Below are 23,675 nucleotides of genomic sequence, written 5' to 3' on the forward strand. Positions count from 1 at the left end.
CGCGCGCCCGGAAAGGGGTGGAGGATGACGTCGGCGGCCGATGCTCCGGGGCAGCTGTGGGCCATCAGTGACCTGCACATCGGATACGCGGAGAACCGGGCCCTGGTGGAGGAGATGCGCCCCGGGTCCGACGGCGACTGGCTCCTGGTGGCCGGCGACGTGGCCGAGACCGTCGCCGACATCCGCTGGGCCCTCGGCACCCTCGCGGACCGGTTCCGCCGGGTCGTGTGGGTCCCCGGCAACCACGAACTGTGGACGCACCCCAGGGATCCGGTCACCCTGCGCGGAGCCGCCCGGTACGCCCACCTCGTCGAGATGTGCCGCGAGCTGGGCGTGACCACGCCCGAGGACCCCTACCCGGTGTGGCAGGGCGCGGGCGGCCCGGTGGTCGTCGCACCGCTCTTCCTGCTCTACGACTACTCGTTCCTGCCCGCGGGCTGCGCGACCAAGGACGAGGGTCTCGCCCACGCCCGCACCACCGGCGTCGTGTGCACCGACGAGCATCTGCTCCACCCCGACCCGTACCCCAGCCGCGAGGCCTGGTGCCGGGCGCGGGTCGCCGAGACCGAACGCCGGCTCGCCGCGCTCCCCGCGGGGCTGCCGACGGTCCTCGTCAACCACTACCCCCTGGACCGTCATCCCACCGACGTCCTGTGGTACCCGGAGTTCGCCATGTGGTGCGGCACCGCGTCGACCGCCGACTGGCACCGCCGGTTCCGGGTCGACACCATGGTCTACGGACACCTGCACATCCCGCGCACCACCTGGCACGAGGGGGTCCGCTTCGAGGAGGTGTCGGTGGGCTACCCCCGCGAGTGGCGCAAGCGGCCCGGGCCGCCCGCACGGCTGCGCCGCATCCTGCCGTCGCCGGCGCCCTCGCGACCGGAGGCGGCCCGTTGATCGGGGAACTGCTGCCCGAGACCGTCGTCACCGTGGAGGCACACGGTGACGAGGACGCAGGACACCTGCCCCTCTACCCGGAGGAGGAGGCGGTCGTCGCGCGGGCGGTCGCCAAGCGGCGCCGGGAGTTCACCGCAGCCCGGTCCTGCGCCCGCCGGGCCATGGAGAAGCTCGGCGTGCCCGCGCAGGCCGTGCCGGCCGGTGAACGGGGGGCCCCGCGCTGGCCGGCCGGTCTGGCGGGCAGCCTGACCCACTGCGACGGCTACTGCGCCGCCGCCCTGGTGCGCCTGACGGACCTGGCCTCCCTCGGCATCGACGCCGAACCGGACGGGCCGCTCCCGGAGGGCGTCCAGGACGGCATCGCCCTGCCCGCCGAGGCGGCACGCCTGCGGCGACTGGACGAGGAGCATCCCGGCGTCCACTGGGACCGGCTGCTGTTCAGCGCCAAGGAGTCGGTCTACAAGGCGTGGTTCCCCCTCACCGGGCAGTGGCTGGACTTCGCGGAGGCGGACATCGAGATCACCGCGGACCCGCACGACCGGCGCCGCGGCACCCTGCACGCCACCCTCCTGGTGCCGGGACCGACCGTGTCCGGCAGGCGTGTGGGCCACTTCGACGGCCGCTGGACCGCCCGGGACGGCCTGGTCGCCACGGCCGTCACGGTCCCGCACACCTGAACGGCGACCCGGCCCGGCACGGCCGGGACCGAGGTGAACCGCGCCGCCCCCAGGGCGTCATGGGCGCGGGCACCAGCTTCGCAGCAGCCGGAAGAACGCCTCCTCGTTACCTGCCAGCCCCGCGGCCTCCAGCGCACGCTCCGCCTCGGCCAGCACGGAGGGCGGGACGACGGGAGGCCGGGCAGGACCGCCGGGATCCGACCCCGTGTCGAAGCCGGCCCGCACGGTCTGCAGGAGCCGCAGATAAGCCTGGACGGCGGTGCGTTCGTGGTCGGTCAGTACGGCGGTGGTCATCGGTCGGCTCTCCCCACAACGACGTCAGCGGTCACGCGCCCCGCACAGCGGCGGCACACTTCCACCTTGCCGTCCCCCACTGACAATCCCGCCCAGCCGCGCTCCGTGCCCCGTCCGGCCCGGCCCGATCGGGTCAGCGGCCGGACCGCCGCGCGGCCGGCGCGTCTCCTTCAGGACTCGGGTTCAGGACTCGGGCGGTTTGACGCTCTCCAGGAGCATGTCCAGCCATTCGGCGACCTTGTCGCGGTGCTTGTCGGTGGGCAGTTGAGCGGCCCGCCAGGCGATGCCCCGCACACCGTGGTCCTGCAACAGCCGCTCCAGCGGGTCGTCGTCGGCCGCCGCCTCCCGCTCCCGGTCGGCGAGTTGCTGGAGCAGTTCCTGCTCCGTCTGCTGGAGGGCGCCCGAGAGCGCCTCCGGGTCCTCGGCGGTGAGGAAACCGGCGTGCACCCGGAAGAAGCGCTGAATGGCGTCGCAGTGCTCCATGGTGGGGCGCCGGTCACCGTTGATGAGCGCGCCGGCCTGCTGCCGCGACATGCCGGCGCCGTCGGCGATCTCCTGCTGGGTGTACTTGCGCCCGTTCGCCTTCAACCGGGTGCGGCGCAGCAGGTCCAGACGCTGCACGAAACGGGCCTGCACATCGGGTTCCCCCGCGGGCCGGCCGCCGAGCAGGGCCCCGACGACGGACTCGGGGGCGCCGGAGGCGGCGGAGAGCCGGGCGACGTCGAAGACCTCGGTGTGGGGTACGCCGAGGCGGTCCGCGAGTGCGGCGACCCGGGCGACGACCGCGGTCAGCGCGGTGGTCGGCATGGCACCCGGAACTTCGAAGCCACCCGTCACCGACAGCTCTCCCACGTCTCTCACAGGCCTCACAGGCTTCTCACAAGCGGTTGCCGTGAACTTCCCGGAGAGTAGCCTGCCGCTCGAACTCACATCCAGGCATCGCCACAACTGTGGCCTATTTCAGCCGTCAACAGGCACGAAATGCCACGATAGTTGACACACCTCGCGTCGGGGCAGCAGGATGCGGGACGCCGCGAGAAGGCCGCATAGGCAAGAGGGGTGACCTCCCGATGGCATTTCAGGCAGGAGGGCAGCGGCCGGCGCCGCGGCCCGCCCCCGCGACCCCCGAGGCCCAGGCCTACCTCCAGGACTACACGGCGCTCCTGGAAGCCGTCCCCTTCCCCTCCCTCGTCGTCGACCACCGCTGGGACGTGGTGCTGGCCAACGGCGCCTTCCGGACACTCTTCCAGGGCGCCGGACCACACCCGACGGCCATGCCGGACGACAACTTCCTCCGGTTCGTCCTCTTCCACCCCGACGCCTCCGCGGTCCTCGGCGAGCACGAGTCGAGCTGGTGCCTGCCCATGCTGGCGCACTTCGCCGCCGCCCTCGAGCGGTACGGCCACGATCCCGCCCTGCAGGCCGTCCGCCGGGACATCGCCCAGGATCCGATCATGGAGGCCGCCTACCGGCAGGGCCTGCCGCACTGGATCCGTGCCGTCGGCGCCCGGGCCGTCGAACACGACGGAGCCGTACGGCCGCTGCACCACCCCGACCCGCGCCGGGGCACCACCGAGTGCCGGGTCGTGATCGAAACGCCCAGAGTGCTGGAGGAGTTGGGCTACACCCGGCTCACGCTGGTCCTGCGGGAGCCGCGCCGCACCGCGCACCGCTCGCCGCGTGCCCGCCGCACTCCTTCCCACCTGCGCGTGGTCCCCGCCGCCGAGTGACCGGCGGCGCCGGCAGCCGCCCACCGGGGCCCGTGCCCGTTCACGGGACCGTTCACGAGACCGTCTCCGCACCGGTTCCGGGACTCTTCCCACGTTCAGTGGTGTGTGACATAGTACTGATGTGATCGAGTCTCTGACCTGCGATGTCGTGGTGGTGGGGGCCGGGATGGTGGGCGCGGCCTGCGCGTTGTACGCCGCCCGCGAAGGGTTCGACGTCCTCGTGCTGGACCGCGGCCACGTGGCCGGCGGCACCACCGGAGCGGGGGAGGGGAACCTCCTCGTCTCCGACAAGGAACCCGGCCCCGAACTGGAACTCGCGCTGCTCTCCGCCCGCCTGTGGACCGCGCTCGCCGCGGAACTGGGCCGCGCCGTCGAGTACGAGCCCAAGGGCGGTGTCGTCGTCGCCGAGACCCCCGAGGCGCTGGCCGGCCTGGAGGCCTTCGCCGACGGCCAACGGGGTGCCGGAGTGGAGGCGGAGACCGTCCCCGCGGACCGGCTCCACGACCTCGAACCCCACCTCGCCCCCGGCCTCGCGGGCGCCGTGCGCTACCCGCAGGACGCGCAGGTCATGCCCGCGCTGGCCGCCGCCCACCTGTTGCGCGCGTCCGGGGCCCGGCTGCGCACCGGCCGTACGGTGACCGGTGTGCTGCGCGACCCCGGCGGAGCCGTGCGCGGGGTGCGAACGGACCGCGGCGACGTGCACGCCCCGGCGGTCGTCAACGCCGCCGGACCGTGGGGCGGCGAACTGGCCGCCCTGGCCGGGGTGCGGCTTCCGGTGCTGCCCCGGCGCGGCTACGTCCTCGTCACCGAGCCGCTGCCGCCCCGTATCCGGCACAAGGTGTACGCCGCGGACTACGTCGCCGACGTCGCCAGCGACTCGGCGGCCCTGCAGACCTCCCCGGTCGTGGAGGGAACGGCCGCCGGACCGGTCCTCGTCGGGGCCAGCCGGGAGCGGGTCGGCTTCGACCGCTCGGTCTCCCTGCCCGCCCTGCGGGCCCTGGCCGCGGGCGCCACCCGCCTGTTCCCGTTCCTCTCCGGGGTGCGGGCGCTGCGCACCTACGCCGGGTTCCGGCCGTATCTGCCCGACCACCTGCCGGCCATCGGCCCCGACCCCAGGGCCCCCGGGCTCTTCCACGCCTGCGGGCACGAGGGCGCCGGCATCGGCCTGTCCACCGGCACCGGACACCTGATCGCCCGGCTGCTGACCGGCGAGCGGCCCGCCCTCGACCTCGCCCCCTTCCGCCCCGACCGCTTCCCCGAGGAGGACCGGTGAACCCACTGCGACTGGTACGCGCGAGGCCCGCGCCCGCCGTCACGGTCACCGTCGACGGCCGGCCCGTGGAGGCGCTGCCCGGCCGGACGGTCGCCGCCGTGCTGTGGGCGGCCGGCATCACCTCCTGGCGCACCACCCGGGGCAGCGGCAGCCCGCGCGGGGTGTTCTGCGGGATCGGCGTCTGCTTCGACTGCCTCGTCACGGTCAACGACCGCCCCGGCCAACGCGCCTGCCTGGTCCCCGTCCGACCGGGCGACGTGATCCGCACCCAGGAGGGGACCGGTCATGAGGACTGATCTGGCCGTCGTCGGGGCGGGCCCGGCCGGACTCGCGGCGGCGCTCGCGGCGGCCGCGCGCGGGGTGCGGGTCACGCTCGTGGACGCGGCGGACGGGCCCGGCGGGCAGTTCTACCGGCAGCCCGCCGCCGAACTGGGCGCCCGGCGCCCCCGCGCGCTCCACCACCAGTGGCACACCTGGGAGCGCCTGCGGGACGGCCTCGCCGCCGGTCACGTACAGGTCTTGACGGGCCATCACGTGTGGTTCGCCGAGACGACGGACGACGGGTTCACCGTGCACGCGCTGCTCGGACCGGCGCAGGACGAACCGGCGGCCGTGCACGCCCGCGCCGTGCTGCTCGCCACCGGCGGCTACGAGCACGTCCTGCCCTTCCCCGGCTGGACGCTGCCCGGCGTCGTCACCGCCGGGGGCGCCCAGGCCATGCTCAAGGGCGGCCTGGTGGTGCCCGGACGGACCGCGGTCGTCGCCGGGACCGGCCCGCTGCTGCTGCCCGTGGCGACCGGACTCGCGGCCGCCGGGACACGCGTGTCCGCGCTCGTGGAGTCCGCCGACCCCAGGCAGGTCGCCCGCCACACCCGGGCCCTGGCCGGCAAGATGCCTGAGGGCGCCGGATACGCCGCCCGGCTCCTGCGCCACGGCGTCCGCACCCTCACCCGGCACACCGTCGTCCGCGCCCACGGCGACGACCGCCTCACCGGCGTCACCGTCGCCGCCCTCGACGCCGACGGCCGCGTCCGGCGCGGCACCGGGCGGTACCTGCCCTGCGACACCCTGGCCGTCGGCCACGGCATGCTCCCGCACACCGACCTCGCCGACGGCCTCGGCTGCCGCCTGGACGGGCCGACGGTGGCCGTCGACGCCGAGCAGCGCACGAGCGTCCCCGGCGTCTGGGCGGCCGGAGAGGCCACCGGCGTCGGCGGAGCCGCCCTCGCCCTCGCCGAGGGGCACATCGCCGGACGCTCGATCGCCGCCCGGCTGCGCGGCACCGAACCCGACCCGGACGACTGGGCACCGGCCGCGCGCTCCCGCCAGGCGCTGCGGAAGACCGCCGCCGCCCTCGCCACCGCCTTCGCCCCGCCCGCCCACTGGACCGAACAGGTCGACGACGACACCGTCGTCTGCCGCTGCGAGGAGGTCACCGCGGGCGCCGTCCGCGAGGCCGCCGGCAGCCTCGGCGCGGGCGACGTGCGCACCGTGAAGCTGCTGACCCGCGCCGGGATGGGCTGGTGCCAGGGCCGGATGTGCGCCACCGCCGTCGCCGGTCTGGCCGGCTGCGACCCCGTACCGTCCCGCCGCCCCCTCGCCCGCCCGGTACCGCTCGGCGTCCTCGCGGGCTCCCCGGCCGGGCAGCCGGAGTCCCCGGCCGAGCCGCTGGAGTCCCCGGTCGAGCCGCTGGAGTCCCCGGTCGACCGCCGCGAGCTCCCGGAGGACCGGCTGGAGTCCCTGGTGGACCGGCCGGAGCCTTCGACCGACCATCGCGAGTCCCTGGCTGGGCAGTTGGAGTCCCCGGTCGACCGCCGCGAGCTCCCGGCGGAGGACCGGCTGGAGTCCCCGGTCGACCGCCGCGAGCCCCCGGAGGACCGGCTGGAGTCCCCGGTGGAGCAGCCGGAGTCCTCGACCGGTCATCGCGGGCCCTCGGCCTATCAGTTGGAGCTCTCGGCCGAGCCGCTGAAGCCCCCGGTCGACCGCCGGGCTCTCTCGGCCGACCAGCCGGAGCCTTCGGCCGGCCAGTCCCAGGCCCCGGCCGACCACCCCGAGCCCCCGACCGGGCAGCCGAAGCCCCCAGTCGGCCACCCCGAGCCCCCAGTCGGCCACCCCGAGCCCCCGATCGAGCAGCCGAAGCCCCCGGCCGGCCACCGCGAGCCCCCGGCCAACCACCCCGAGGAAGGACACTCATGACCGATCACCGCCCCTGGCGCGGCGTCCTCGTCGCCACCGCTCTCCCGCTGAGCGACGACCTGTCCGTCGACTACGACGCCTACGCCGAGCACTGCGCCTGGCTCGTCGCGAACGGCTGCGACGGCGTCGTCCCCAACGGCTCCCTCGGCGAGTACCAGGTGCTCACCCCCGAGGAGCGCACCCGCGTCGTCGAGACCGCCGTCGCCGCCGTCGGCGGGCAGCGGGTCATGCCCGGCGTCGCCGCCTACGGGTCGGCCGAGGCCCGCCGCTGGGCCGAGCAGGCGGGCGAGGCGGGCTGCGGCGCGGTGATGCTGCTGCCGCCCAACGCCTACCGCGCCGACGAACGCTCCGTCCTCGCCCACTACGCCGAGGTCGCGAAGGCGGGCCTGCCGGTCGTCGCCTACAACAACCCCATCGACACCAAGGTCGACCTGGTCCCCGAACTGCTCGCCCGGCTGCACGGCGAGGGCCACATCCAGGGCGTGAAGGAGTTCTCCGGCGACGTCCGCCGCGCCTACCGGATCATCGAACTCGCCCCCGAACTGGACCTGTTGATCGGCGCCGACGACGTCCTGCTGGAGCTGGCGGTCGCGGGCGCGAAGGGCTGGGTGGCCGGCTACCCCAACGCGCTGCCCGCCGCCTGCGTCGAGCTGTACCGCGCGGCCGCCGCCGGGGACCTGGAGACGGCCGGGCCGCTGTACCGGCAGCTCCACCCGCTGCTGCGCTGGGACTCGAAGGTCGAGTTCGTGCAGGCCATCAAGTTGTCCATGGACCTCGCCGGACGGCCCGGCGGAGCCTGCCGCCCGCCGCGCGTACCGCTGCTGCCCGCCCAGGAGGCCGCCGTGCGCGCCGCCACCGAGAAGGCCCTCGCGGCCGGACTGGCGTAAGGAGGACACCGCCGTGCGGAGCAAACTCGTCCTGCACGCCGTCGACTCGCACACCGAGGGCATGCCCACCCGCGTCGTCACCGGCGGGATCGGTACCATCCCCGGCGCGACCATGAACGAGCGGCGGCTGTACTTCCGCGAACACCGCGACCACGTCAAGCAACTGCTCATGAACGAGCCGCGCGGCCACGCCGCCATGAGCGGCGCGATCCTCCAGCCGCCGACCCGGCCCGACTGCGACTGGGGCGTCGTCTACATCGAGGTCTCCGGCTACCTCCCCATGTGCGGCCACGGCACGATCGGCGTCGCGACCGTCCTCGTGGAGACCGGCATGGTCGAGGTGGTCGAACCGGTCACCACCATCCGCCTCGACACGCCCGCCGGAGTCGTCGTCGCCGAGGTGGCGGTGGAGGACGGCGCCGCCAGGGCGGTGACCCTGCGCAACGTGCCCTCCTTCGCCGTCGGCCTCGACCGCGAGGCCACCCTGCCCGACGGCCGGACGGTGACGTACGACCTCGCCTACGGCGGCAACTTCTACGCCGTGCTCCCGCTGGAGCGGCTCGGGCTGCCCTTCGACCGCTCCCGCAAGGACGACATCCTCGCGGCCGGACTCTCCCTGATGGCCGCCATCAACAAGGAGGACGAACCGGTCCACCCGGAGGACCCGTCCATCCACGGCTGCCACCACGTGCAGGTGACCGCGCCCGACGCCACCGCCCGCCACTCCCGGCACGCCATGGTCATCCACCCCGGCTGGTTCGACCGCTCGCCCTGCGGCACCGGCACCAGCGCCCGCATGGCCCAGCTGCACGCCCGGGGCGAACTCCCCCTCGACACCGAGTTCGTGAACGAGTCCTTCATCGGCACCCGGTTCACCGGGCGGCTGCTCGGCACGACGGAGGTCGCCGGCCGGCCCGCCGTCCTGCCCAGCTTCACCGGACGCGCCTGGATCACCGGCACCGCCCAGTACCTGCTGGACCCCGACGACCCCTTCCCCGCCGGGTTCGTCCTGTGACCGCCCCCGGCCCCCGCCTGCCCGCCCTGGGCGGACGCGGGCCCAGCCACCGGGAGCGGGTCGCCGAGGCGCTGCGCGCCGCCCTGATCGCGGGCGAACTGCGGCCCGGCGAGGTCCACTCGGCGCCCGGCCTCGCCGCCCGCTTCGGCGTCTCCGCGACCCCGGTCCGCGAGGCGATGCTCGACCTGGCCAAGGAGGGGCTGGTCGACACCGTGCCCAACAAGGGCTTCCGGGTCACCGCCGTCTCCGAACGGCAGCTCGACGAGTACACCCACATCAGGTCGCTCATCGAGATCCCGACCACCGCCGCACTGGCCACCACCGCCGGCGCCGTCGCCCTGGAGGCGCTGCGGCCCGTCGCGGAGGAGATCGTCACCTCCGCGGCCGCGGGCGACCTCATCGCGTACGTCGACGCCGACCTCCGCTTCCACCTCGGCCTGCTCGAACTCGCGGGCAACGCCCACCTCGTGGAGGTCGTACGGGACCTGCGCCGGCGCTCCCGGCTGTACGGGCTGACCGCGCTGGTGGAACAGGGGCGGCTCAAGGCGTCGGCGCGGGAACACCTGGAGATCCTCGACGCGCTGCTGAGCCGCGACGAGGAGGCCGTGCGCGCGGTGATGACCCGGCACCTGGGACACGTACGCGGACTGTGGGCGGCCGGGGCCGGAGAGGAGGCGGGGCCCACGACGTGAGCGGCGGCGCACCCCTGCGCCGCGCCGAACCGGGCGGGCCGCGCCCGGCGGTGACCGGGCCTCCGCCCGGCGGGAATCCTCCCGTTCCGACTCCCTCCCACGCGAAGTTACCCGTGCGTTCCGCACGTCGGAGTGATGACAGCGGCAACTGTGCGGGGCCGTACGCCGCGTGACAGCGTCGTCTCCGTCAGCGACCGTGGGAGGGAGAAGGCGTGAACAAGGGCTACGCCGTGTACTGCGACGCGGATCCGTACTTCTACGACGCCCCGCACCGCACGGCCCCCCGGACCGGGGCCGCCCGCTCCCGGTACGCCGCGGCGTCCTCGCCCGTGCCGACGGGATGGCAGCGCCACGAGAGCGGGGACTGGCTCGCGCTGCGCCCGGTCGACGCCGACCTGCCCGACCAGGGGTGGAAGATCCACGTCTCCGCCTGCCTGGACAACGCCGAGTCCGTGCTCGACCGCGTGTGGCGGCACTGCGTCGCCGGTGGTACGGCCTTCAAGTTCGTGCCCGGCCGCTACCTGCTGCACCAGCGCAACGCCAAGTACGCGGACCGGGCCGGCAGCGGCAAGTTCGTCACCGTGTACCCCGCGAACGAGGCGGAGTTCGAGCGACTCGTGGGGGAGCTGTCCGAGCTGCTGGCCGGCGAGCCCGGACCGCACATCCTGAGCGACCTCAGAATCGGCGCGGGACCCGTGCACGTCCGCTACGGCGGCTTCACCCGCCGCGACTGCTACGACGCGGACGGGGAACTGAGGCCGGCCGTGACCGGCCCCGACGGCGTACTCGTCCCCGACCTGCGCGGCCCGGTCTTCCGCGTCCCGGACTGGGTGACCCCGCCCGCCTTCCTGCGCCCGCACCTCGACGCCCGCTCCGCGGTGACCGTGACCGGCCTGCCGTACACCGTCGAGCAGGCGCTGCACTTCTCCAACGGCGGCGGCGTCTACCTCGCCCGCGACACCCGCACCGGTGAGCAGGTCGTCCTCAAGGAGGCCCGCCCCCACGCCGGGCTGGCGGCCGACGGCGCCGACGCCGTGACCCGGCTGCACCGTGAACGCCGGGCGCTGCAGCGGCTGTCGGGCCTCGACTGCACGCCCGAGGTGCTCGACCACCTCACGGTCGGGGAGCACCACTTCCTCGTCCTCGAGCACATCGACGGCAAACCGCTCAACACGTTCTTCGCCCGCCGCCACCCGCTCATCGAGGCCGACCCGGGCGAGCGAAGACTCGCCGAGTACACCGCCTGGGCCCTCGACGTCCACGCGCGGGTGGAACGCGCCGTCGCGGACGTCCACGCCCGGGGCGTGGTCTTCAACGACCTGCACCTGTTCAACATCATGATCCGGGACGACGACCGCGTCGCCCTGCTGGACTTCGAGGCCGCCCACCACGTCGACGAGGCGGGCCGGCAGACCGTCGCGAACCCGGGGTTCGTGGCGCCCGCCGACCGGCGGGGCGTGGCGGTGGACCGGTACGCGCTGGCGTGTCTGCGGCTCGCGCTGTTCCTCCCGCTCACCAGTCTGCTGGCGATCGACCGGGACAAGGCGGCGCACCTCGCGGACGTGGTGGCCGACCGGTTCCCGGTGGACCGGGCCTTCCTGGACGCGGCGGTCGAGGAGATCACCCGCGTCGACGACGCCCCCTCGGCGCGGCGGACCGCCGGGCCCGCGGACCGGCGGCCCCCCGGGCCGGTGGTGCCCGTACGGCCGGACGACTGGCCGCGCAGCCGGGACTCCATGGCCGCGGCGATCCGGGCCTCCGCGACGCCCACCCGCACGGACCGGCTCTTCCCCGGTGACATCGCGCAGTTCGCCACCGCCGGCGGCGGGCTGGCCTTCGCCCACGGAGCGGCGGGAGTCCTGTACGCCCTGGCCCGCAGCGGGGCCGGACGGGACGAGGACGGCGAGCAGTGGCTGCTGGAACGGACCAAGCGGCCGCCCTCCGGCATGCCGCTCGGCTTCCACGACGGACTCGCCGGAATCGCCTGGACCCTGGAACACCTCGGGCACCGCGACCGCGCCCTCGACCTCACCGAACTCCTCCTCGACCAGCCCCTCGACCACCTCGGTCCCGACCTGCACGGCGGCACCGCGGGCATCGGCCTGGCCCTGGACGCGCTGGCCGGCACCACCGGGGAGGCCGCGGCGCGCTCCGCCGCCCTGCGCTGCGCCGAACTGACCGCCGACGGCGGGCCGGCCGACCGCGCCGGCCGCGGCCGAACCCGCGCCGGACTGCTGTACGGCGGCGCCGGACGCGCGCTCCTCTTCCTGCGGCTCTTCGAACGCACCCGGGACTCCGCCCTCCTCGACCTCGCCCGCGACGCGCTGCGCCGGGACCTCGCCCGCTGCGTCCGCGGCGCGGGCGGCGCGCTGCAGGTGGACGAGGGCTGGCGCACCATGCCCTACCTGGGCGCGGGCAGCGTGGGCATCGGCATGGTCCTCGACGACTACCTGGCGCACCGAAAGGACGAGGAGTTCGCGCGGGCCAGGACCGAGATCGTGGCCGCCGCCCAGGCGATGTTCTACGCCCAGCCCGGCCTCTACCGGGGCGTGGCCGGAATGGTCCTGTACCTGGGCCGCACCACGGCCACGGCGCCCGGCACCGGCCCGGAGGCCGTGCGGCGCCAACTCGACGCCCTGTCCTGGCACGCCATGTCCTACCGCGGCCGGCTCGCCTTCCCCGGCGAGCAGATGATGCGCCTGTCCATGGACCTCTCCACCGGAACGGCCGGATGCCTGCTGGCCGTCGCCTCCGTCCTCGGCGACGTACCCGTCCACCTGCCGTTCCTGCCGCCGCCGCGTCCGCGCGGCGGCCCCCGACTCGGCCCCACCCGGGGTCGTGAGAAGAGCACACCCGCTGCCGTACGAAAGGAAGACGTCATGAACCTGTTCGACCTGCAGTCGATGGAGACCCCCAAGGAAGAGGCCATGGGGGACGTCGAGACCGGGAGCCGCGCGAGCCTCCTGCTCTGCGGCGACAGCAGCCTGAGCATCACCACCTGTAACTGACGCAGGGGTTGACGGCCACGGCGACGTGGTGAGCCATCCCGCCGGACACCGGCGCCCCGGGCCACCCCCCGGGGCGCCGGCGCCCGCCCGCTCGGTTACGTACGGAGGATTGCGCTGGTGCGAACGAGCAGACCCGCGGCACGGACGTCCGGGAAGCGGACTTCCGGGTCGCGGGCGCCCGGGAGGCGGGACGGGACCGACGGCTCGGGACCCGGGCGCGCACGGGAAGCGCTCGTGCTGCTGTGCTCGGTCGCGGCGGCCGTCGCGGCGGTGGCCCAGCCCTTCGTCCTCGGCCGCACACTGGACCTGCTGCTGCGCGACGGCGACGCCGGACGGTGGCTGCCGCTGAGCGCCGCACTGCTCCTGGGCGAACTGCTGCTGGACAGCCTGACCTCGCTGTTCACCGGAGGCTGCAACGCCGTGTGGACGGCGTCCGTCCGCTCCCGCGCCCTGCGCGGGCTGCTGCGCACCACCCCCGACCACGTCCGGGCCCACCCGCCGGGCGACGTCGGGACCCGCCTGACCCTCAACGCCGCGGACGCCGGCGGCGCCCCGGCGGCCCGGGCGGCGCTGGCGGCCTCACTGATCACGCCGCTCGGCGCACTCGTGGCGCTGGTCTTCGTCGACCTGTGGGTCGCGGCCTGCGTACTGGCCGGCCTGCCCGCCCTGGCGCTGGTGCTGCGGGCCTTCGCCCGCGACACGGGCTCCTCGGTCGCCGCCTACCAGCGCACCCAGTCCCTCATCGCCTCGCGGCTCCTCGAAGCCCTGGAGGGCACGGCCACGATCGGCGCCGCCGGGACCGCCGACCGGGAACGCGCCCGCATCCTGGCACCGTTGGCGGACCTGGCCGCGCAGGGCCGGCACATGTGGACGCTGCACGGACGGGCGCTCGGCAGGAGCGGGGTCCTCGTCCCGCTGCTGATGCTGGCCGCCACCGCCGTCGGCGGACTGCGCCTCGCGGCCGGCGACCTGAGCGTGGGGGACCTGCTCGCCGTCGGCCGGTACGCGCAGCTCACCGCCGGGGTCGGCGGCGCCGCCGCACTGCTCGGCGCGATCGTGCGCGCCCGCGAGGCCCGGCACCGGACCCTGGAGCTGGAACGGCTGCCCCCGTTGGCGTACGGCACCCGGCGGCTGCCTCCGGACGGCCCGGGGGAGCTGGAACTGCGCGGTGTGCGCGTGGTCCGCGACGGCAGGCAGGTGCTGCGCGCCGACGGCGTGCGCGTGCCCGGCGGCAGCACGGTCGCGGTCGTCGGCCGCAGCGGTGCCGGGAAGTCCGTCCTGGCGGCCGTCGCGGGGCGGCTGATCGACCCGGACGAGGGGCACGTACTGCTGGACGGCGTCCGGCTCGACCGGCTGACCCGCGAGGCGCTGCGCACCGAGGTCGCCTACGCCTTCGAACGCCCCGCGCTGGGGGAGGGCACGGTCGCAGAAGCGGTCGCCACCGGGTCGCGGCAGCCGTCCCGCGAGCACGTACGGCAGGCGGCCCGGGCGGCGGGCGCCGACGGCTTCGTACGCCGGTTGCCTTACGGATACGACACCCCGCTGCCGCGGGCTCCGCTCTCGGGCGGCGAACACCAGCGGCTCGGACTGGCGCGGGCCTTCGCACACGCCGGACGGCTGCTGGTCATGGACGACGCGACGTCCAGTCTCGACACGGCCACGGAACACGAGGTGAACCTGGCACTGCGGCGCTCGGTGCGGCCCGGGACCCGGGTCGTGGTCGCACACCGTCCGTCGGTCGCCGACCGGGCGGACCTGGTGCTCTGGCTGGAGGAGGGACGCGTGCGCGCCGTCGGGACGCACCGCGAACTGTGGAACACGGGCGACTACCGGGCGGTCTTCGGCGCGGACGCCGACGGCACCGGCGCGGCTGCGCCGGACGAGGTGCCCGTACGCCGTCACGATTCCGAAGAGGTACGTCCGTGACGCCCGCCGCGTCCCGCCCCGCCCGGTCCCCGGACGACACCCCCCGGGAGGACGACGCTCCCCGGGACGACGGAACCGGCGCGCTGGGGCGTCTCGCCCCGCCCGCGCGTCGCTTCCTCGCCCACCGCAAGGGCGTCCTGGCGCGGCTCGCGCTCTGGTCGCTGGCCGAGTCGGCGCAGGCCTTCCTGGTGGGCCAGGGGGTCGCCCGCTCCGTCGACGAGGGGTTCCTCGCCGGTGACCCGCGCCGGGGGCTGCTGTGGCTCGCGGTCGCCCTGGTGGCCGTACTGTCCGCCGCCCCCGTCGTCCGGGGGGTGTTCGCGCAGCTCGCCGGGTTGACGGAGCCGCTGCGCGACGGCCTGGTACGCCGTGCGGTCGACCGTTCCATGGCCCGGGCGGCGGCGGGCGGGCCCGGCGGGACGGACCGGGCGGCCGTCTCGCGGCTGACGAACCAGGTCGAGATCGCCCGGGACAGCTTCGCCGGTCTCGTCCTGACCCTGCGGTCCTTCGTCTTCACCGCCGTCGGCGCACTGCTCGGCCTGCTGTCCCTGCATCCGGCGCTGCTCGTGGTGGTCCTGCCGCCGCTGGCGGCCGGTCTCGCCCTGTTCCTGGTGACGCTGCGGCCCATGGCGGCCGCCCAGCGCCGCGCCCTGGCGGCCGACGAGGCACTGGGCGACCACGCGGCGCGCTCGCGGGCGCGGTTGCGGGACCTCACCGCCTGCGGGACCGGGCCGCAGGAGGAGCGGCGCGGCGCGGACCTGGTCGCCGACGCCGCCGCTCACGCCCGCACGCTGGCCGGGTGGGCGGCGGTGCGCACGGCCGCGCTCGGCATCGCCGGCCACCTGCCCGTCCTCGCGCTGCTGACGGCGGTGCCGTGGCTGCGCGGGCGGGGAGTGAGCGCGGGCGCGCTGCTCGGCGCGTTCACCTACCTCGTCCAGTCCCTGCTGCCCGCCCTGCACACGCTGATGACCGCGCTCGGCGCGGCCGGGGCCCGCCTGCTGGTCGTCCTCGACCGGGTCCTCGGCCCGCAACCGGAAGCGGCACCGAGCACCGCCGACCCGCCGCAGACGGCGGCTTCCGAGGCGGACACCGCCCCAGACGGCCACCGGGCGCCCCCGGCACCGCGCGAGGCGGCCCCGGCGGCCCCGGCGGTGGAGCTGCGCTCCGTCACCCTCTCCTACGGCGTCCGCGCCGAACCCGTCCTCGACTCGCTCGACCTGCGCGTCGCCCCGGGCGAACACCTCGCCGTCGTCGGCCCGAGCGGCATCGGCAAGTCGACCCTGACCCGCCTCGTCGCGGGAACGCTCGCGCCGACCCGCGGCGACATCCGCGTGGCCGGACGCGCCGTGGCGGGGCACGCCCCCGCCGAACTCGCCGCACTGCGGGTGCTGGTCCCGCAGGAGGCCTACGTGTTCTCCGGCACCGTCGGTGACAACCTCGCGTATCTGCGCCCCGACGCGGCCCGGGGCGAACTCGACGCGGCCGTCGCGGTGTTCGGACTCGGGCCGCTGGTCGGACGCCTGGGCGGGCTCGACGCCGCGGTGCGGCCCGCCGAACTCTCACCGGGGGAGCGGCAGTTGATCGCGCTGGTCCGCGCGTACCTGTCGCCCGCCCCGCTGCTGCTGCTCGACGAGGCCACCTGCCACCTCGACCCGGCGTCCGAGGCCCGCGCGGAGCACGCCCTCGCGCGGCGGCCCGGAACGCTGCTCGTGGTGGCGCACCGGCTGTCCTCGGCCGTACGCGCCGACCGGATCCTGGTACTGGACGGCGTGCGGGCGGTGTGCGGCACGCACGGCGAACTGCTGGAGCGCTCCCCTCTCTACCGGGACCTGACGGGGCACTGGCACGGCGCACCGGCTCGACGGCAGCGCCCCTGACCGCCGTCCTCGGGCGGGACCTCGTCACGTCCAGCCGGCGCTCTGGAGGATGCGTATCGCGTCGACCCGGTTGCGGGCGCCCACCTTCCGGATCGCCGTGGCCATGTAGTTGCGGACCGTCCCCCGGGACAGGTGCAGGCGGGCCGCGATCTCGGCGATCGGCGCCCCCTGGGAAGCCAGCGTCAGGACGCCCAGTTCCCGGGTGGTCAGTGGCATCTCCGCGCCCTTCAGCAGGGCCACGGTGAGCGTCTCGTCCAGGAACCGCTCACCCTTGGCGACCGTGTGCACCGCCGTGATCAGCCGGTTCGCCGGGGCGTTCTTGTCGACCAGCCCGAGGGCGCCGCCGTCGAACGCCCGCCGCAGCACCCCCGGCCGCTTGGCGGTCGTCAGGACGACGAGCCGGTCTCCGTACCGGGCCCGCAGGCGCGCGCCGCGTCCGTCGTCGCCTCCCGTCAGGCACTCGCCGTCCACGACACAGACGTCGGCCGACGGCGCCTCGCGGTCCGGGACGTCGGCATCGGGACACAGCGCGCAGACGTCCAGCGTGTCGTCCGATCTCAGCAGCTCGACCAGCGCCGACCGCAGCAGTTTCTCGTCGTGGACCACGACAATGCGAACCATCTCCCCCACCTCTTGTCAGCCCTCTTGCCGACGGCGGTCCCGTTCGGACAGCCGGTCTCCCGCGCCCCTCGCCACCGGCCATGTGCCCCCATCCGGCCCGGTGGAACACGACGCGTACGCACGTGCGAACCCCACCGGAGGCAATTCGCCGTCGTCAGCGCTCCGTCCGGGGGAGGCGGGGGCCCGGCACCGACGTGAAGAGGGCGGATAACCCACCAATCCGCGGACGCCTCCGGTCCGGAGCGGAAGCGACGACCGGCAGCCGTTTCCGCGTCCCGGCCCCTTGGCGTCCTGGCCAGCGCAGGTTCCGCCCACCGGGCCCGGCCGCGCCCGCGTGCCGGGCCCGGCAGGGGGGCACGTCGGCCGCCGTCGGGCCCGGCCGAAAACCGTCGCTGCCCAATCTGGCGCGAAACGTACCGTTCCGAGCGGCGCTCGGGCCTGTCGGTGGGTGCCCCTAGTCTTTGGCCAACGCTACAGCGGAGCGTGCCGAATCCGGGGCGCGTCGCGTGCTGTGCCGTGTGTTCCTCATGGTGAGAGAGGCGAAGAGCTGATGGGTTGGCTGACAGCGGGCGACAGGTACGAAGTCGCTCTGGTGGAGGGCCGGGTGGTGGCGCGGTCGGCGACGGCCTCGGCGGAGGGGAAGTGGGAGCGCTCCCTGCCCGCGGAGATACGGGACCGTCCCGAGGTGATCGAACTCCAGCGCTTCGCCGAGTGGCTGGACCGGCACGCCGCCGAGTGCGCGGCGCAGGTGGACAACTGGATGGTGTCCTCGCTGCCGGTGCCGACCGGGCTGCTCGCGCAGGTCTGGCCCGACGAGGCGTGGCAGGCCGCGCTGCGCGACATCGTCGTGGTCGGCGAGGCCCCCGACGAGGTCGGCTTCCTGCGCGACGCGGACGCGTCGGACGGACTGCGCGTGGTGAACCTGGACGGCGAGACCGTCCGCCTGACCGCCCCTGCGATCACCATGCCGCACCCGGTCCTCCTCCCCGGCCTGGAGGAACTGCGCACCTTCGCCGCCGAACTGGGGGTGGTCCAGGGCGTGGAGCAGATCCACCGCGCGACCTGGCCGACGCCCGGGGAGACCGACGGCGGCGGCAAGGACGTGGTCACCGAGTTCGAGGGCGCCGAGTACCGCTCGTGGTTCCACCTCTCCGCCCGCGCCACGTCCCTCGGCTACCGGATCTCCGGCAGCAGTGTCGTCGGCCCGGTCCGGGACGCCGGACGCATCGTCAACGCCGTCGTCGGCATGAGCGATCCGTACACCGAGGAGAAGGCCTGGACCGGCGGCCTGACGTGGAGCGTCGAGGGCGAGCAGCGGACTCTTCCGCTGACCGAGGTCGGCCCCGTGGCCTGGTCCGAGGGCATGCGCATGGCCGCGGCCCTGCACGCCGGGCGCCCCGTGCCCGAGGACGACGCCCAGTGAACGCCGACGGTACGCACACCCACGAAAGGCACGCGAGCATGAGCGACGGCACGACACGGGACGCGGCGAGGGCCGAGGTGGAGGAGCTGCTGCGCGCCGGCGCGGTACTGCCGCCGGGCACCACCGGGGGAGGCGAACGGGCGGTGCCCGTGTTCACCCGGGCCTACCGGCATCCGGGCCTGGACGGCCGGATCGTCGTACGCCTGACGCCCGCGGACCCGACCGCGGCCACTCCGGCCGGGGCGGAGCCCGCCGGGGACACCGGGGGCGGATTCCTCGGGCTGCTGCCCGCGGGCGAGCCGGTCGAGGTCGGGGTCGGACAGCACCGGGCCATGGGCTTCCCCGAATGGGTGCTGGTCCGGCACCCGTCCGACGGCCACCTCGCGATGTCCCTGGTCGACGAGATGAACAAGGTCGCGCGGACGGTGCGCTCCCGGGCCAAGAAGGCCCGCGCCACCTACGAGTCGATGGGTGAGCGCCTCGCGGGCTCCGTGCCGCACTTCCTGCCCACCTTCTACGAGGAGGCCGGCCGGGTGTTCCTGGCCGCCGGGCAGCAGGCGTACGCCTCCCAGATGTTCGTCAACGCCCGCAAGGCCGAGACGGCCCACGCCCTGCCCTTCGACGAGGCCCGCATGGACGCGGTGTTCCTGGAGTTCGCCCTCGCCGACGCCATGCCGACCAAGGTGCTGTCCAGTTACGCCAAGGGGCTGTCGTCCCGCGTGCCGGCCGCCACCGCCTTCCGGCACCTGCGCGGGCTCTTCGTCCGGCTCGCCGCCCACGGCGTGGCCCCGTCCAGCCCCGGCGCGAGCGATCTGCGCAGGCTGGCGAAGGCCGTCGCGGGCAAGCACGCGCTCGCCGAGGAGATGGCCTACCTGCGCGACGTCCTCCCGCTGCCCGGCACCCTCAAGGCCCCGCCCGGCTGGTGGAAGGCCCACCGGGCGGCCCTGCTCGAACTGACCCGGCGCGAACCCGCCGTCCGCGGCACCCTGCTGGGACTGCTGCCCTCGGGCTGGGAGCAGGAGGAGCTGGGCCAGTGGCTCGACCTGCTGGAGAAGTCCGGCGCCACCGAGGGACTCTGCGACGCGGCGCTGCCCGCCGAGGTGCGCCCACCCGACGGCACGGCCGGCTGGACGCGCAGGTTCCTCGCCCTGTGCCGCACCGACGACTGGCGCCTCGCACCGCCCGGGCTGTACCCCCTCCTCGACCGCATGGCCGACACCCTGCGCGCCGAACTGACGGCCGAGGGCGCTACGTTGCCGCCTCCCGTCAGCGACGTCGACCTCCTCGACCAGCTCCTCGCCCTGCGCATCCCGGTCGCCGACCCCGCGGAACGCCCGTGGCTCAACCTCCAGGGCTGGGCGGCCCGCGACGAGCGGCGCGACCTCGTCGCCCTGGAGGCCGACCCCCGCTTCCGCCGGGTCTTCCTGGACGGTTGCCCCACCTACGAGCGCGAGGGCATCGACCGGCGCACCGTGACCCGGCTGGCCGAGTCGCCGGGCGGACGCCCGATGCTCGCCGAGTGGGTGGCCCGGGAAGCCCGCAGGTACCTCACCAGCGGGCTGGGGGAGTACACCGGCTTCAGAAACGTGTTCGAGTCGCTGAGGTGGCTGCCCGGAGAGGTCCTGGCGACGGCCGAGCACGAGGTGCGGGAAGCACTGGGCACCGGCATGGCGCCGGGGCTCGCCAGGGGCCTGCGCAGCGGGATCATCGACGAACTCGGCTGGCCCGCCTGGGACGAGGCGATCGGCTCGCCCGCGTCGTCCGAGGACGCGCGGGGCACACTCGTGGGCGAGGCATGGCCGCACCTCATCGTCTTCCGCGGCGGCCGAGCCCGGGTGGTCGGCCCCGAGGGCACGGTCCTCGACCACGAGATGCGCCTCCCGCCCCGGTCGGAGCGCTGGGGCGCCGACGCCCGCTTCGTGGACGGCGGACTGCTCGTCTTCTGGAAGGGGCACTCCTACCAGGACGGCTCGCACGGCTACTGGTACGACGCCGACAACGGCGCCTCCTCACCCATGGAGCTGGACGGCGACGTCCACTCCCCGTACGCCTGCCACGCCGACGGGAGCGGCGGGAACAACGGCATGCCGCCCACCTCCCTCCCGCTTCCCGGCGGCGGCCGGGCCACCGGCGGGGGCGTGCTGCGGCGCGGGGACACCCACATCCCGTACCGGCGGCCGGTGATCGGGGACGGCACCTCGTACTGGGTCTGGGTCAGGGACTGGTCCGACGAGGGCAACAGCGCGTGGTTCACCTACGACCCGGCCGGCGCGACGGAGCGGGAGCGCGGCGTGCCGGACTGGTTCGGCGAGGGGCTGAGCGCCGCGCCGGAGGGCAGCACCCTCGGCACCGCCTGGCTGCTGCCCGTACCCTCCGCCGGTTCCGGGCCGCTGTGCGCACCGGTGGACGGGGTGCTCGGCTGGCGTGTGATCACGCTGCCCGACGGCACGCGACGGGGCGAGGACCTGGCCGGCCGCTCGGTCGTCGTACCGTACGAGGCCATCGGGAACCCGGAGCACGCGCTGGTGTTCCCCAGCACCGACCGGCCCGTCGCCGTGCTGCGATCGTCGAGCGACATCCGACTGCTCGACGCCGAGGGTGCGCTGCTCGCCGAGGTCGGGCGCGGTCAGACGGCCGGTGCCTTCTCCGCGGGCACCCCCCTGCTGCCGCCCCTGCGCTACTGGCCCCTGCTCCAGCCCCGCGACCTCCAGGGTTCCGCGGCGCTTCGCGAGGTCGGCGACGACACGGCGGCGGCCCTGCTGGCGGCGGCCGCCGCCGAGGCGCCCGGCGACGACGACCGGGACCCGGTGCTCGCCCCCGTCCGCACCCTGCTGCCGCAGGTCGGACACGAGGCGCTGCTCAAGGGCATCACCGGCGTGACGCGGCACGCCGCCGAGCAGCAACTGGTCCTGGACGCCGCGCTCGCCCGGCTGGACTCGGCGGTCCAGGGCAAGGCCCCGGAGGAACCGCGGCCGGCTCTCGGCGACCGCCTGCTCGCCTCCGCGCTGAACGGGGTGGGCCTGACGGAACGCGACGAGCGTGCGTACTACGACTTCCAGCACTACCTCTTCGAACTGCCCCGACTCGTCGCCCGGTCGATGAAGGGCCTGGCCCAGCCCGCGCCCGCGGGCATCGTGCACCTGTCGCTCGACAAGCGGGGGCCGTTGGAGTACCTGAACGCGCTGGCCCTGCCCGAACTGCCCGCCGTCCTGGCGCTCAGGGCCGCCTCCCAGGCCACCGTGGAGGAGCACCGGCAGGCCCTCGACGCCTTCCTGGACGAAGTGGACGCGCAGGGGCTGACGGAGCTGGACCCCGGCCACTGGCGCCGGGTCCACCTGGCCTTCGACCCCGACACGTTCGACGGGCCGGGCGGCACGCCCGGATACGGGAGAGGGACCGTGCTCGACCTGGACGGCGGCGCGTTCCTCGTCTTCCCCGACGACTGGTACCAGTTCGTCCGCGAGTACGGACACTACGAGATCAAGGGCAGGCACTACGGCGCGCTCCACTACGACCCGTCCGGCCGCTTCGAGACACCGGCCCCGTACACCCTGGTGTCCGAGGAGCCCTTCGTGCCGCAGGCCGACCCCACCCGGGCGCCCGGCTGGGTCGCCGCCTTCCGCGCCGAACTGGCCGAGCGCGGCCCCGCGCCCTGGCGTCCCGAGGCCGCCGAGGAGTTCGCCCGGCTCACCGGCATCACCCCCACCACGGCCCGGCTGGTGCTGGCCGGCCTGCCGCAGATCGACGACAAGCGCGTGAGCGTCCCCTCGGCGACCATGAAGGTCGTCGGGGTGAAGTCGGCCGACGCCCGCGTGGCCAAGGACGAGCTGAGGTCCCTCGACACGGGAGCCCTGCGGGCCGTCGTGGCCGCTCTGCTGCCCGCCGAACCGTCCCGCCTCTGGACGCACGGCCCCGACACGGCCCGCGCGGCCGCGGTCTGGAACGAGCGGCTGGGCCGGCGTACCCCGCTGCCCGAGGAGGTGCTCCACGACGCCGTCCGCACCGTCGAAGCCGTGGGCTGGGCTCCCGCCGACGCCTTGCGAGGCTTCGTGGACCTCGCCACCGAGCCGCGGTTGACCGAGGACCGGACCTGGAGCTTCGGCCGCTACTACCTGGAGACCGCCGAGAAGACCCCCGGCTTCGACGGCTCGGTCCTCAAGGGATCGGTGGCCCTGGCCGCATGGCTCGCCCACCGCCTTCCGTCCGGCGATCCCCTCCGGGCCGCCCTGCCCGGCGTGCTGACCGCGCTGCGCGAGCGGCTGGCCCACCCCGGCCTGCTGCTCGCCCTCGAGAGGCGGGGAATCGACTGGGAGGCGTTCCTGCGGGCCGCCGGAGACCCCGCGGAGACCGGCGACGGCTACGAACGCCACGGCGCGGTCGTCCTGGGCGCCGAGCGGACGGACCCGGTCCCCGCCATCCGGCCCGCCCTGCTGGACGCGGCCGGTCACGACCCCCACCTGGCGGCCCTGTTCACCGGAGAGCGGCCGAACGCCCAGGAGACGGCACTGCGCCTGGTCCACGACCGGCCGTTCGCCGAGCTGCTCGCCGACCCCGGCAACCCGCTGGCCGGCGAGCGTGACGCGGACGGCCTGTGGTGGCCCCAGGACCCCGCCCGTTCGGTGCCCGACCTGGTCGGCGAGGCCGCCAAGCGGTACGGCATCGGCGAGGACGCCGCCGTCCTCTACCTGATGCTGCTCGCCATGCCCGACCCCACCGACCGCAACACCGCCCGCTGGACCGGCTGGGGCGGGCAGCGCGGCGGAACGGCCAGGCTCCGCGCCGCCCGCGCCGAACTCGCCGCCACCGACCTCGTCGTCGAGGGCAGCCGCTCCAAGGCCGGGCGCTCGCTGTTCCTGCCCGGCGGCTGGACCCAGCCGCCGAACCCGCACCTCCCGCTGGAGCGGTGGAAGCTGCCGATGTACGACCTGCTGGAGGGCGAGGCGCCCGTCATGGGAGTGATCGTGCCCACCCGGCCCGTCACCGGTCTCTACCGCGCGGCCTGGCAGCGCGTCCAGGACGGGGACGGACCGCGCCTGGAGGAACTGGAGGTGCCGCGCCCGCGGAAGCGCCGCCGCTGACTTCCGCCACCGGAGGGGGCGCCCGTCGCGGCCGCCCCCTCCGGCCGCGCCGCCCGTCGCCGTACACCCACGCACCTGGGC

At 75.2% G+C, this 23,675-nt stretch carries 16 protein-coding genes and 2 pseudogenes; 15 read left to right on the top strand and 3 right to left on the bottom strand.

Going from position 1 to position 23,675, the window contains the following annotated elements; genetic code table 11:
* Positions 1-24: 24 nt before the first annotated feature.
* Together BJ961_RS12975 and BJ961_RS12980 are read left to right on the top strand one after the other, a co-directional pair.
* Positions 25-900, top strand: a complete 876-nt coding sequence (locus tag BJ961_RS12975) for a metallophosphoesterase family protein (protein ID WP_271321460.1) — start codon at positions 25-27, stop codon at positions 898-900.
* Positions 897-1,577, top strand: coding sequence for a 4'-phosphopantetheinyl transferase family protein (locus BJ961_RS12980; RefSeq protein ID WP_271321461.1), 681 nt, complete (start codon positions 897-899; stop codon positions 1,575-1,577). The genes BJ961_RS12975 and BJ961_RS12980 overlap by 4 nt, the downstream gene beginning before the upstream one ends.
* A gap of 57 nt (positions 1,578-1,634) precedes the next feature.
* Here the strand turns inward: BJ961_RS12980 and BJ961_RS12985 are convergent, their stop codons facing one another.
* Together BJ961_RS12985 and BJ961_RS12990 are read right to left on the bottom strand one after the other, a co-directional pair.
* A complete protein-coding gene (locus BJ961_RS12985; protein WP_271321462.1) occupies positions 1,635-1,871 on the bottom strand; it encodes a hypothetical protein in 237 nt (78 codons plus the stop codon).
* A 183-nt stretch (positions 1,872-2,054) separates the two neighbouring features.
* On the bottom strand, positions 2,055-2,708 hold the full coding sequence (locus BJ961_RS12990; RefSeq protein ID WP_271417030.1) for a helix-turn-helix domain-containing protein: 654 nt from the start codon (positions 2,706-2,708) through the stop codon (positions 2,055-2,057).
* Positions 2,709-2,941: 233 nt separating this feature from the next.
* Between BJ961_RS12990 and BJ961_RS12995 the strand changes: the two genes are divergently transcribed.
* From BJ961_RS12995 to BJ961_RS13040, 11 genes and pseudogenes are all read left to right on the top strand, one after another.
* Complete coding sequence (locus tag BJ961_RS12995) at positions 2,942-3,601, top strand: MmyB family transcriptional regulator (protein ID WP_271321463.1); 660 nt, start codon at positions 2,942-2,944, stop codon at positions 3,599-3,601.
* Between the two features lie 121 nt (positions 3,602-3,722).
* A complete protein-coding gene (locus BJ961_RS13000; protein WP_271321464.1) occupies positions 3,723-4,874 on the top strand; it encodes an NAD(P)/FAD-dependent oxidoreductase in 1,152 nt (383 codons plus the stop codon).
* Positions 4,871-5,170, top strand: coding sequence for a (2Fe-2S)-binding protein (locus BJ961_RS13005; protein WP_271321465.1), 300 nt, complete (start codon positions 4,871-4,873; stop codon positions 5,168-5,170). Before BJ961_RS13000 ends, BJ961_RS13005 begins: the two co-directional genes overlap by 4 nt.
* Positions 5,160-6,530, top strand: a pseudogene (locus BJ961_RS13010) (FAD-dependent oxidoreductase); the annotation flags it as partial. The gene BJ961_RS13005 and the pseudogene BJ961_RS13010, both read left to right, overlap by 11 nt.
* Before the next feature lie 536 nt (positions 6,531-7,066).
* On the top strand, positions 7,067-7,957 hold the full coding sequence (locus BJ961_RS13015; protein ID WP_271321466.1) for a dihydrodipicolinate synthase family protein: 891 nt from the start codon (positions 7,067-7,069) through the stop codon (positions 7,955-7,957).
* Between the two features lie 13 nt (positions 7,958-7,970).
* Complete coding sequence (locus BJ961_RS13020; protein WP_271321467.1) at positions 7,971-8,972, top strand: proline racemase family protein; 1,002 nt, start codon at positions 7,971-7,973, stop codon at positions 8,970-8,972.
* Positions 8,969-9,664, top strand: coding sequence for a GntR family transcriptional regulator (locus BJ961_RS13025; protein ID WP_271321468.1), 696 nt, complete (start codon positions 8,969-8,971; stop codon positions 9,662-9,664). The genes BJ961_RS13020 and BJ961_RS13025 overlap by 4 nt, the downstream gene beginning before the upstream one ends.
* 230 nt (positions 9,665-9,894) lie before the next feature.
* Positions 9,895-12,351 (top strand): annotated as a pseudogene (gene lanKC, locus BJ961_RS13030) (class III lanthionine synthetase LanKC); the annotation flags it as partial.
* A 192-nt stretch (positions 12,352-12,543) separates the two neighbouring features.
* Entirely contained in the window at positions 12,544-12,672 is a 129-nt protein-coding gene (ramS, locus tag BJ961_RS36280; RefSeq protein ID WP_003972313.1) for a mycelium formation morphogenetic lantipeptide SapB, read from the top strand.
* Positions 12,673-12,906: 234 nt separating this feature from the next.
* Complete coding sequence (locus BJ961_RS13035) at positions 12,907-14,598, top strand: ABC transporter ATP-binding protein (RefSeq protein WP_271321470.1); 1,692 nt, start codon at positions 12,907-12,909, stop codon at positions 14,596-14,598.
* 83 nt (positions 14,599-14,681) lie between these two features.
* The gene (locus tag BJ961_RS13040) at positions 14,682-16,472 is read left to right on the top strand and encodes an ABC transporter ATP-binding protein (RefSeq protein WP_271417031.1); all 1,791 of its coding nucleotides are present in this window, start codon (positions 14,682-14,684) and stop codon (positions 16,470-16,472) included.
* A 24-nt stretch (positions 16,473-16,496) separates the two neighbouring features.
* Here the strand turns inward: BJ961_RS13040 and BJ961_RS13045 are convergent, their stop codons facing one another.
* Complete coding sequence (locus BJ961_RS13045) at positions 16,497-17,102, bottom strand: response regulator transcription factor (protein ID WP_271321471.1); 606 nt, start codon at positions 17,100-17,102, stop codon at positions 16,497-16,499.
* Between the two features lie 541 nt (positions 17,103-17,643).
* Here BJ961_RS13045 and BJ961_RS13050 point away from each other — a divergent pair.
* Positions 17,644-18,516 carry a DUF4132 domain-containing protein gene (locus BJ961_RS13050; protein WP_271321472.1) on the top strand — a complete coding sequence of 291 codons (873 nt, stop codon included), beginning with the start codon at positions 17,644-17,646 and terminating at the stop codon, positions 18,514-18,516.
* A gap of 38 nt (positions 18,517-18,554) precedes the next feature.
* Complete coding sequence (locus BJ961_RS13055) at positions 18,555-23,594, top strand: DNA-binding protein (protein WP_271321473.1); 5,040 nt, start codon at positions 18,555-18,557, stop codon at positions 23,592-23,594.
* The last annotated feature ends 81 nt before the right edge of the window (positions 23,595-23,675 follow it).

It is taken from the genome of Streptomyces lienomycini (assembly GCF_027947595.1).
In the GTDB taxonomy this organism is placed as follows: Bacteria; Actinomycetota; Actinomycetes; order Streptomycetales; family Streptomycetaceae; genus Streptomyces; species Streptomyces lienomycini.